General features: G+C 43.1%; 1 protein-coding gene. It reads right to left on the bottom strand.

Features of this window, described 5'->3' with window-relative positions; all coding sequences use genetic code 11:
• A partial coding sequence (locus AB4585_RS29695) for an NAD(P)-dependent oxidoreductase (protein WP_372172433.1) occupies window positions 1–371 on the bottom strand: 371 nt, incomplete at both ends.

Raw genomic sequence — 371 nt, forward strand, 5'->3', positions numbered from 1 at the left:
TAGAAAGGCTTGGTGTCCGGTAAAGATAACGTTGTGGCATGCAGACAAGCGACGAAACACGTCATCAATAATCACGTCATTAGATTTATCCTTAAAGAACAAATCCTTCTCCCCTTCATAAACATCCAAACCTAGGGCACCGATTTTCCCATTCTTCAACGCTTCTATTGCAGCATTAGAGTTAACCAGTTCGCCACGACTGGTGTTGATGATCATTACGCCATCCTTCATTTTGCTAAATGCCTCTTCATTCAGCAGATGAAAATTCTCTTTTGTCATCGGGCAGTGCAAAGAAATCACATCCGATTGCTTAAAGAGTGTCTCTAAGTCGCAGTAATTAGCGCCAAGCTCCTTGGCCACGTCACTAGGAT

The sequence above is a fragment of the Vibrio sp. 10N.222.49.C9 genome, assembly GCF_041474985.1.
In the GTDB taxonomy this organism is placed as follows: domain Bacteria; phylum Pseudomonadota; class Gammaproteobacteria; order Enterobacterales; family Vibrionaceae; genus Vibrio; species Vibrio crassostreae_C.